The organism is Rhizobium sp. UFLA01-1127 (assembly GCF_059803845.1).
The window spans coordinates 37746-46316 of sequence record NZ_JAUQTZ010000042.1; the positions used below are offsets into that span (position 1 = coordinate 37746).

Here is an 8571-nt window from a genome sequence, read left to right on the forward strand (position 1 = left end):
TGCCCGGCCAGCTACCGACTCAACCCAGTCAATCCCGCTTCGGAATACTCAAGCCACGCTGGCTCGCGGGGCGCGCAAGGGCACGGTCCAGCCAGGCCATGACCGAGGGGAAGCTTTCGAACTCCAGTACCTCGCGGCCGCCATAGAAGACGTCGACGCCGCGAACCCATGGGAAAGTCGTGATGTCGGCAATGGTATATTCATCGCCCATGATCCATTCGCGCCCCTGCAGACGGTTCTCCAGCACGCCAAGGAGTCGCTTGGCCTCATCGCGATAACGTTCGACCGGATAGGGGTTGTTGGCGACCTTCTCGGCTGCGAATTTGAAGAAATGGCCGAACTGACCGAACATCGGGCCGATGCCGGCCATCTGGAAGAAGACCCATTCCAAGGTCTCGTAGCGCCTCGCAGCATCGCTCGGAATGAGCTTGCCGGTCTTTTCCGCCAGATAGACCAGGATCGCGCCCGATTCGAACAAGCCGATCGGCTTGCCGTCGGGACCATCGGGATCAATGATTGCAGGGATGCGGCCATTCGGATTCAGCGACAGGAATTCCGCAGACTTCTGGTCGTTGGTGCCGAAGGAGATCAGATGGGGTTCATAAGCCAGGCCGAGTTCCTCCAGCGCGATCGACACTTTGACGCCGTTCGGCGTCGGCAGCGAATAAAGCTGGATGATATCCGGATTACCGGCAGGCCAGCGTTTCGTGATCGGAAAGGACGACAGATCAGCCATGGGCTTGCTCCTGAAAACTATGATTTGACGAGTGAATCGGCGTCACCATAACCGATAGGACCCATATGGGAAGAGCGATCGCCGAATGTCACTGTTCAATGATTGTGAACTAATTGTACGCAGTTGTTTATCTTTTCAATTCACTGGAAATCACGAATATCTGTCTCCAGAAATTATCGCTACCCGGTCCAAACCCAATTCACTGGAGACTGTCATGTCCAATACCAACAACATCATCATTCTTGCGGCGCGCATCCTGCTTGCCTTCATGTTCATCTTTGCCGGCTTCGGCAAGCTGACCGATCCGTCGGGTACCGCAGGCATGATCGCCGGCGCCGGCATGCCGGCCGCAACACTGCTCACCTATCTTGCCGGCGCGTTTGAATTCATCACCGGTGTCTGCGTGCTGATCGGCTTCCAGGTCCGCATCGTCGGCTGGCTGCTCGCCCTCTTCTGCGTCTTCACCGGCATTGTCTTCCACCTGCCGACCGTCAACGTTCCCGACTTCCCGGCTGCCGCAAACGGCTGGATCAACGGCCTGAACTTCGTGAACTTCCTGAAGAACATTACGCTCGCCGGCGCCTATGTCATGCTCGCCACCAACGGTGCAGGCGTCTACTCGCTCGACGCACGCCGCGGTGTCTATGCGGCCGCTTAAGCGCCGCATATCTCCCAAGACAAAGGGCCTGCCGGAATTCCGGCGGGCCTTTTTGCGTGAAGAGGAAACTAGGCGATCAGAGCGCGCTGCGCACGGCTGAAATGATGCGCTCAACCATCGGATCGCCTTCATGGCTCGGCTTGCGCGCGCGCACCAGAAAAGCCTCCGAGCGCAGAATGATACCGTCCGACAAGACCTTCAGGTGGTTCGCCCTGAGTGTCGATCCGGTGGAGGTGATGTCGACGATGATATCGGCCGAGCCGGCAGCCGGCGCGCCTTCGGTCGCGCCGAGACTTTCGACGATGCGATAGAGCTGGATGCCGTGCTGACTCGAAAAGAACTGCTGCGTCAGCCGCCAATATTTCGTCGCAACCGTGAGCCTATGGCCATGACGTGCGCGGAAATCGGCGGCGACATCGCCGAGATCGGCCATGGTATCGACATCGAGCCAGATTTCCGGCACCGCGACGACGACGTCGGCATGGCCGAAACCAAGCCTTGCGCAGAATTCGACGCGGCGGTCGGCCTCCGCCATGCCTTCGCGCACGAGATCCTCACCTGTGATGCCGAAATCGACGCTGCCGTTGCCGATCTCGCGGGAGATTTCGGACGCCGACAGGAAAGCGATCTCAACGCCGTCCAAGCCCTCGACACGGCCGCGATAGGAACGGTCATTGCCGACGGCGACGATGGGCAGGCCGGCGCGTTCGAAAACCGCCGAACAATCGTCCTTCATCCGGCCCTTGGAGGGGAGCGCAATCGTGATGGTCATCAGGCTGCCCTCGCAGTTTCGATACGATCAAGCCAGAGCGCGAAGCCGACGGCCGGGATACGATCCTTGGCACCGAGCAGGGTCATCAGCCGGTCAAAACGGCCGCCGCCGGCAAGCACTGCGCTCGATCCTTCCACCGTCACTTCGAAAACGAGGCCCGTATAGTAATCAAGGGGGCGGCCGAAGGCCGCGCGATAGTCTATCTTCGAGGCGTCGACGCCGGCCTTGGCCAATGCTTTGACGCGCGCATCGAAGCTCTTCAATGCATTCCCTAGGTTCAGTCCCGCCGCATCGGCGAAACCGGCCAATACAGCCGAGGCATCCGCCAGAGGCACGCTCAAGGACAGAAATTCCTCCAATACGAGGAATGCGGCGTCGTCGAGCCGCGTTTCCGACAGCACCAGCTTCTCGCGGAGGCGACGGGCGATTTCCTGCGGCGAGCGGCTGGCATTGGTGGAATAGCCCGTTGCCTGCATGGTCGCGTCTATATGCTTGACCAGTCCCTGCTCGTCGCCGCGATTGAGGAAATCGAGCACATGCACATCGAGCCCGGTGACCGGCTGCGGGCTTGCGAGCCGCGCCAGCAGGGTTTCGAGCTGTATCATGTTGCCGAAGGCATGGATGAGCCGCTTCTGCCAGCCGGATGGCAGCCCGAGCGCCTGCACCACGGCCTCGAACACGGCCTGATCGCCAAGCGTCACCGAGAGCGGCTGGCCGGCGACAAGCCGGTTCAGAATACCGATAGCATCGCCAATGGCGCGGGCATCCGCGCTGGCCGTGTCGCCATCGCCCAGATCCTCGATGCCGGCCTGGTAGAACTCATGACCGCCTTCGCGGCGCTGGCGGAAAATCTCGCCGAGATAGGAATAGCGCTTCGGCGTGCCGGTGGCGGTTTCGATATGGCGCAGACAGACCGGGATGGTGAACTCGGGGCGCAGGCAGAGACTGGCGCCGGTTTCGCTTTCGGTCATGAAGATGCGCCGGCGAAGGTCCTCGCCGGCCATATCGAGAAAGGGCTCGGCCGGCTGGATGATGGGCGTATCCACCCTCTCCGTCCCGCGGACGGTAAACTCATCGAGCAAATCGCCGGCAAAATCCGGAAGGTTGATCAGAGGCATGGGACTGTCCTCCCCTTCTCCCCAGCGGGGAGAAGGTGCCCGACAGGGCGGATGAGGGGGCCAAGAAGCGAAGTGACGAGGATAGCAAGCGCCAAACGATGAATAGCTCGCGCGGGCCGAGAGCCCCCCTCATCCGACCCTTCGGGCCGCCTTCTCCCCGAGGGGAGAAGGAGAAAACGAGACTGCACGACCCACTCAGACATTGCCGAGCGCCCTCTTCCGGTCTTCCGCCTGTGCCGCCAGCATTGCCCTGACCTTCTCGACCAGCTCCGCTTCCGGCACGGTTTCCTGCGCCACACGGGCCTCGCGCCAGCTGGCATTGTCCTCGATCTCGCCAGAGAGGCGCTTGCCCTCGATAAGGTCCTTGATCTGCACGACGCCCTCTGCCCGCTCGTCGCCGCCCTGGATGATGGCGATGGGGCAGCCGCGACGGTCGGCATATTTCAGCTGGTTGCCGAACTTCTTCCAGTTGCCCTGGAACATCTCGGCACGGATGCCGGCGGCGCGCAACTGCTGCGTGAAGCGCTGGTAACGCCCCATGGCATTGATATCGCCATCCATCACGGTGACGAGCACCGGCTCGATCACCTCTTCGGTGCCGAGCTTGCCGAGGTTCTTCAGCGCCGTCATCAGGCGTGACACGCCGATGGAGAAGCCGGTGGCAGGCACCGGCTGGCCCATAAAGCGCGAGACGAGTCCGTCATAACGGCCGCCGCCGCCGACCGAGCCGAAGACGACCTTTTCGCCCTTCTCGTTGGTGACGTCGAAGGTAAGTTCGGCCTCGTAGACCGGGCCGGTATAATATTCGAGGCCGCGCACGACCGATGGGTCGATCTTGATCCGATCAGCCTGGTAGCCGGCGCTGGTGACGAGGCTGCCGATGAAATTCAGCTCCTCGACGCCTTCGCCGCCGTGGGATGTGGTAGCGACAAGCTCGGCAAGTTGGGCAGCACTTTCGGCGTAGTCCTTGATGCCGACGAAGAAGAGCACCTTCTCGATCTGATCCACATTGAGGCCGGCACCCTTGGTGAAGTCGCCGGACTCGTCCTTGCGGCCGGCACCGAGCAGCAGCGCCACGCCTTCCGGGCCAAACTTGTCGAGCTTATCGATGGCGCGCAGCACGTTGAGCCGCTGGGCGGCCTTGTCGTCGCCGCCGAGGCCGATCGCTTCCAGCACGCCGTCGAGAACCTTGCGATTATTGACGCGGATCACATAGTCGCCGCGCTTGATGCCCAAAGCTTCCAGCGTGTCGGCCATCATCATGCACATCTCGGCATCCGCCTGCACGCCCGGCGCGCCGACGGTATCGGCATCGAACTGCATGAACTGGCGGAAGCGGCCGGGACCCGGCTTCTCGTTGCGGAAGACATAGCCGGCGCGATAGGTACGGTAGGGAAGCTGGATCTCGTTGAAATTCTCGGCAACGTGACGGGCAAGCGGCGCCGTCAGATCGTAGCGCAACGACATCCACTGCTCGTCGTCGTCCTGAAGCGAGAACACGCCCTCGTTCGGCCGATCGCTGTCGGGCAGGAACTTGCCGAGCGCATCGGTATATTCGAACAGCGGCGTTTCGACCGGATCGAAACCATAATGCTCGTAAACCCTACGGATCTTGGAGGTCATCTCGTTGACGGCGCGAATGTCGCTGGCCGAACGATCGACAAAGCCACGCGGCAGGCGGGCCTTGAGCTTTTGCGGTTTCTTCTGTTTATCGCTCATATCTAGGGTAATCCGGTACGGGAACAGTCGCGGTTAACTAGCGGATTGGGCTGTGTGCGGCAAGGATTGTTCTATGCTAACGACGGACAAACGGGCAAAAAGCCAGACAAGGCGACATAGATACCATGCCACACGCGATCGTTCTGAAGTGTGCCAATGACAGCGCCGCCCCGGTTTTGGATCTCTGGCGGGAAGCGAGCCGGTTCGAAACCTCGCCGTCGATGGAGGCGCTGAACTATTCGCCGCATCTCACTCTCGCCGTCTATGCGGATGTCGCTCCGTCGCTGCTGTTTGCGACCGCCGAAAAAGTCTTCGGCGCGATGCCGTCGCTATCGATAGAATTTTCCGGCATCGACCATTTCGCAAACGAGACGCTGGTGCTCTGGATGCGCCCCACAGACGATCTAATCCTGCGGGACATACATGCCGCCATTCACGACGAGATCGACCCTGCCCTTTGCCACGAGCATTCCCGTCCGGATCGTTGGCAGCCACACTGCACCATTGCGATGAAGATCCCAGCAAACTCGAGGGAGCGGGCGCTGGCATGGGCGAAGGCGACGCCAGCCAAATTTGCGCTCACTTTCGATGTGGTGGATTGCATAAGCTTCCCGCCGGTGGAAATCTTGAGAGAAGTCAAACTGCTGCCTTGATCGACCTTCAGTGTCCGGACGATACAATTTGCGCTTGCCTTCGCGGCGGACGCAGCTAGGTTCGTGTTCATGCGCTTCTTCGCGACCCTGATGATGGTGATTGCCTGGCTGTTCTACGGTGCCATGCCGGCACTGGCGAACTGCCCTATCTGCGATTCCGTGTCCGCAATGCCCGCGGCGGTGATCATGAGCATGCATGGGGATATGGCCGATATGCCTGGCATGGCCGGTCATGGCGCCATGGTGCAGCATCAGGAGAAGAAACCGGAGAACCCATGCGCCGGCGGCATGGGGCATGTGGCATCCTGTGCCGCCTGTCTTGCCGTGACGCCGATGTTTGCGGCGGCAGGCGGCAAGCATCTGTCTTCCTACCCCGCACCTGCGCCGGGCCAACGCCTTGCCGACTCGCGGCCGCAGCCGACGCCGCCGCCTCCCCGCTTCGCCTGACGATCATCTGCTTTCATTCAACGAGCGGCGGTCCGCTCGAACTCAGATACCGTCCAGAAACGGAAAGGACACCTATGTCTACGTCAAAATCGCTGATCCTCGCCGGCGTATTCGCCTTTGCCCTCACCATTCCCGCCTTTGCCGATGATATGCCGGGCATGGACATGGGCAAGCCGATGGGTAATCAGGGTGCATCGAGCAAGGCTTACAACGATGCCATGGGCAAGATGCACAAGGACATGATGATCAATTACAGCGGCGATGCGGACGCGGATTTCGTCCGCGGCATGATCCCGCATCATCAAGGCGCGATCGACATGGCCAAGATCGAGCTGAAGTACGGAAAGGACCCCGAGCTGCGCAAGCTGGCGCAAGGCGTCATTACCGCGCAGGAAGCCGAAATCAAGGAAATGAAAGCCTGGCTGAAGAAGCACGGCAAGTAATTCATCGGTCAAATGGGAGGCGGCACCCGTGCCGCCTCTTTCACCGTTCGGCAAGTGGGCGGCGGAATACGCCGTCTAACCAATCGGCAACTGTACGGATACGAACAAGCTGGCGAAGCTCGGCGTGGATGAGCAGCCATATCTCGCGTACTGGCGGGTTTTTGTCGCCGCTATCGACCCGGCAAAGACCGCCGGCATTCTCGGCCAGAATTTTTGGCAGAAGCACACGCCCCAGTCCCGCAACCGCGGCCTGCAGTAGAGCTTCGGCGTCATTGACCGCAAGCTGGCTGGAGCGACCCGATATTTCTGCCTGTGCGGCAATCCAGCGGGCGTGCGGCAGATGCGCCATGGCCTCCTCATAGACAATCCACGGCAAGCTCTTCGCCTGCCTTTCCCGCCCAGCGGCAACGTAGATGGCATAGTCCAGCGTCGCGATCCGTTTAGCGACCACCTTGCTGTTTGCCGCATCGGCCGGCCTTGCCAGGCGCAGGGCCATATCAGCCTCACGCCGTGTCAGGTTTAAATTTCTGGAATCGCCGATGAGTTCCAGTTGCAGGCCGGTGTGCCGGGCCAACAGACCGGGCATGGCCGGTATGAGTAGCCGATTGATGAAGGACGGCGCCGCCGTGAGGCGTACCTTGCCGAGGGTCATGGGATCGGCCGCATCCAATGCGCCTGACAGCGCCATGACTTCGGCCTCGATCGTTTCGGCTTTCGCCACTGCGATCTCACCCGTCGGCGTCGGCGACATGGCGCCGCGGGCATCGCGCGAAAACAGCGGCGTACCGAGGTGGCTTTCCAGAATGCGAAGACGGCGGCCGACCGTCGTTGCATCCGTCCCAAGCGCCCTGCCGGCGGTGGCAAAGGAGCCGCCCCGCGCAAGTGCCAGAACATATCGCAGATCGTTCCAGTCGATATCGTGCAATTTTGCAGCTCCTGACGGCAAACTTACCGCGTGTGCCAGCATTATTGCAGTCATAAACTGCAAACGTCCAGCAAGGAGGCAACGATGACACTGTTCGCAGTTCTGTTCGAGGATGACCGGCAAAATGCCGCTGCCATCCGCAAGGAAAATCTGCAGCACCACTTCACTTTTCTGAAGGCGAATGCCGCTTCCATCCGAACGGCCGGACCGCTCAGCAGGGAGGGCGATACTCTCGCCGGTGGTCTATGGCTTGTCGAGGCGGATACGGCTGAGGACGTCGATCGGCTTGTGAAGGAAGATCCCTTCTGGCCAGCCGGCTTGCGCAAGTCCGTACAGATCCTGAGATGGAACCGGGTGTTTGCCGACGGCACCTTCCTCCAGCGCGAGGGCAATTCCCGTATAGTCAATCCATGACGTCAGGCAGGCGCGCGGCCAATTGGTCGATGACCGCACGTGTCTTCAATGAAAGCTGCGGCACCTGCGGCCAGACGGCATAGACGTTGACGGGCCGGCTGGAGACATTGAGCACCGGCATGAGCTTGCCGGCGTGCACATAGTCGCGCACCAGCCAGCATGGCAGCCAAGCAATGCCCATACTCGCTGCCGCGGCATCGGCAAGGACCTCCAGATCGTCAAGGCGCAACCGTGTTTCCGGATAATAGTCGACGGCCGTTCCGTCATCCTGCAAGAAAGTCCACTTCTTCGTCTGGCCCGATCTCGCATAGACGACGAGATCATGGTTATCGAGGGCGGCAATGGTCTGCGGCGTGCCTCTTGCGGCAAGATAATCCGGCGAGGCGCATAGCGTCATGCGATGGACGGCGATCTTGCGCGCGGCCAGTCCAGCCTCATCCCGCAGCACGCCGTTGCGAATGGCGAGATCGAATCCCTCGTCGAAGAGATCGACCACACGGTCGCTGAAGGAAAGATCCAGTTCGAGCTTGGGGTGAATGCGGGCCAGCTCCAGCAGCAGCGGCACGGCGCAGCGGCGGCCGAAGAGCACGGGCATGGAGATGCGCAAACGTCCCGTGACCTCGCGCTTGCCCGATTCCAGCATGGCTTCGCCCGATTGTATTTCGTCCAGCGCCCGGCGGCAGCGC

General features: G+C 61.0%; 11 protein-coding genes. 5 read left to right on the forward strand and 6 right to left on the reverse strand.

The annotated features are described in order from the left end of the window. Nucleotides 1-28: 28 nt before the first annotated feature. Nucleotides 29-736 (reverse strand): glutathione binding-like protein, encoded by a 708-nt coding sequence (locus Q4Q11_RS13120; RefSeq protein WP_113213820.1) that lies wholly within the window; start codon nucleotides 734-736, stop codon nucleotides 29-31. 214 nt (nucleotides 737-950) lie between these two features. Between Q4Q11_RS13120 and Q4Q11_RS13125 the strand changes: the two genes are divergently transcribed. Beyond that, nucleotides 951-1394 (forward strand): DoxX family protein, encoded by a 444-nt coding sequence (locus Q4Q11_RS13125; RefSeq protein WP_113213821.1) that lies wholly within the window; start codon nucleotides 951-953, stop codon nucleotides 1392-1394. A gap of 76 nt (nucleotides 1395-1470) precedes the next feature. Here Q4Q11_RS13125 and hisG read toward each other — a convergent pair whose 3' ends face one another. From hisG to hisS, 3 genes are all read right to left on the reverse strand, one after another. Beyond that, a complete protein-coding gene (hisG, locus tag Q4Q11_RS13130) occupies nucleotides 1471-2166 on the reverse strand; it encodes an ATP phosphoribosyltransferase (protein ID WP_112511321.1) in 696 nt (231 codons plus the stop codon). Continuing rightward, the gene (locus tag Q4Q11_RS13135) at nucleotides 2166-3284 is read right to left on the reverse strand and encodes an ATP phosphoribosyltransferase regulatory subunit (RefSeq protein ID WP_113222383.1); all 1119 of its coding nucleotides are present in this window, start codon (nucleotides 3282-3284) and stop codon (nucleotides 2166-2168) included. Before Q4Q11_RS13135 ends, hisG begins: the two co-directional genes overlap by 1 nt. A 195-nt stretch (nucleotides 3285-3479) precedes the next feature. Beyond that, the gene (gene hisS / locus Q4Q11_RS13140; RefSeq protein WP_113337115.1) at nucleotides 3480-5003 is read right to left on the reverse strand and encodes a histidine--tRNA ligase; all 1524 of its coding nucleotides are present in this window, start codon (nucleotides 5001-5003) and stop codon (nucleotides 3480-3482) included. Nucleotides 5004-5128: 125 nt separating this feature from the next. Here hisS and Q4Q11_RS13145 point away from each other — a divergent pair, with 125 nt between their 5' ends. The 3 genes from Q4Q11_RS13145 (at nucleotide 5129) to copM (ending at nucleotide 6546) form a co-directional block, all read left to right on the forward strand. Continuing rightward, nucleotides 5129-5656 carry a 2'-5' RNA ligase family protein gene (locus Q4Q11_RS13145; protein WP_113224128.1) on the forward strand — a complete coding sequence of 176 codons (528 nt, stop codon included), beginning with the start codon at nucleotides 5129-5131 and terminating at the stop codon, nucleotides 5654-5656. 69 nt (nucleotides 5657-5725) lie between these two features. Then, nucleotides 5726-6103: a hypothetical protein gene (locus tag Q4Q11_RS13150; RefSeq protein ID WP_498569731.1), complete on the forward strand. Its 378-nt coding sequence runs from the start codon at nucleotides 5726-5728 to the stop codon at nucleotides 6101-6103. A gap of 74 nt (nucleotides 6104-6177) precedes the next feature. Next, nucleotides 6178-6546, forward strand: coding sequence for a CopM family metallochaperone (gene copM / locus Q4Q11_RS13155; protein ID WP_112511311.1), 369 nt, complete (start codon nucleotides 6178-6180; stop codon nucleotides 6544-6546). A 40-nt stretch (nucleotides 6547-6586) separates the two neighbouring features. Here the strand turns inward: copM and Q4Q11_RS13160 are convergent, their stop codons facing one another. Further along, nucleotides 6587-7471 (reverse strand): LysR family transcriptional regulator, encoded by an 885-nt coding sequence (locus Q4Q11_RS13160; protein WP_498569732.1) that lies wholly within the window; start codon nucleotides 7469-7471, stop codon nucleotides 6587-6589. An 84-nt stretch (nucleotides 7472-7555) separates the two neighbouring features. Between Q4Q11_RS13160 and Q4Q11_RS13165 the strand changes: the two genes are divergently transcribed. Beyond that, nucleotides 7556-7885 carry a YciI family protein gene (locus Q4Q11_RS13165; protein WP_112511309.1) on the forward strand — a complete coding sequence of 110 codons (330 nt, stop codon included), beginning with the start codon at nucleotides 7556-7558 and terminating at the stop codon, nucleotides 7883-7885. Here the strand turns inward: Q4Q11_RS13165 and Q4Q11_RS13170 are convergent. Further along, nucleotides 7875-8571 (reverse strand): LysR substrate-binding domain-containing protein (locus tag Q4Q11_RS13170; protein WP_498569733.1); only part of this gene is annotated, 697 nt, incomplete at its 5' end. The two genes, Q4Q11_RS13165 and Q4Q11_RS13170, sit on opposite strands and share 11 nt — an antisense overlap.

Bases quoted from the DNA above. Each gene is read 5' to 3' on its own strand.
- Q4Q11_RS13120 (WP_113213820.1), bottom strand. From the start codon at position 736: ATGGCTGATCTGTCGTCCTTTCCGATCACGAAACGCTGGCCTGCCGGT.
- Q4Q11_RS13125 (WP_113213821.1), top strand. From the start codon at position 951: ATGTCCAATACCAACAACATCATCATTCTTGCGGCGCGCATCCTGCTT.
- hisG (WP_112511321.1), bottom strand. From the start codon at position 2,166: ATGACCATCACGATTGCGCTCCCCTCCAAGGGCCGGATGAAGGACGAT.
- Q4Q11_RS13135 (WP_113222383.1), bottom strand. From the start codon at position 3,284: ATGCCTCTGATCAACCTTCCGGATTTTGCCGGCGATTTGCTCGATGAG.
- hisS (WP_113337115.1), bottom strand. From the start codon at position 5,003: ATGAGCGATAAACAGAAGAAACCGCAAAAGCTCAAGGCCCGCCTGCCG.
- Q4Q11_RS13145 (WP_113224128.1), top strand. From the start codon at position 5,129: ATGCCACACGCGATCGTTCTGAAGTGTGCCAATGACAGCGCCGCCCCG.
- Q4Q11_RS13150 (WP_498569731.1), top strand. From the start codon at position 5,726: ATGCGCTTCTTCGCGACCCTGATGATGGTGATTGCCTGGCTGTTCTAC.
- copM (WP_112511311.1), top strand. From the start codon at position 6,178: ATGTCTACGTCAAAATCGCTGATCCTCGCCGGCGTATTCGCCTTTGCC.
- Q4Q11_RS13165 (WP_112511309.1), top strand. From the start codon at position 7,556: ATGACACTGTTCGCAGTTCTGTTCGAGGATGACCGGCAAAATGCCGCT.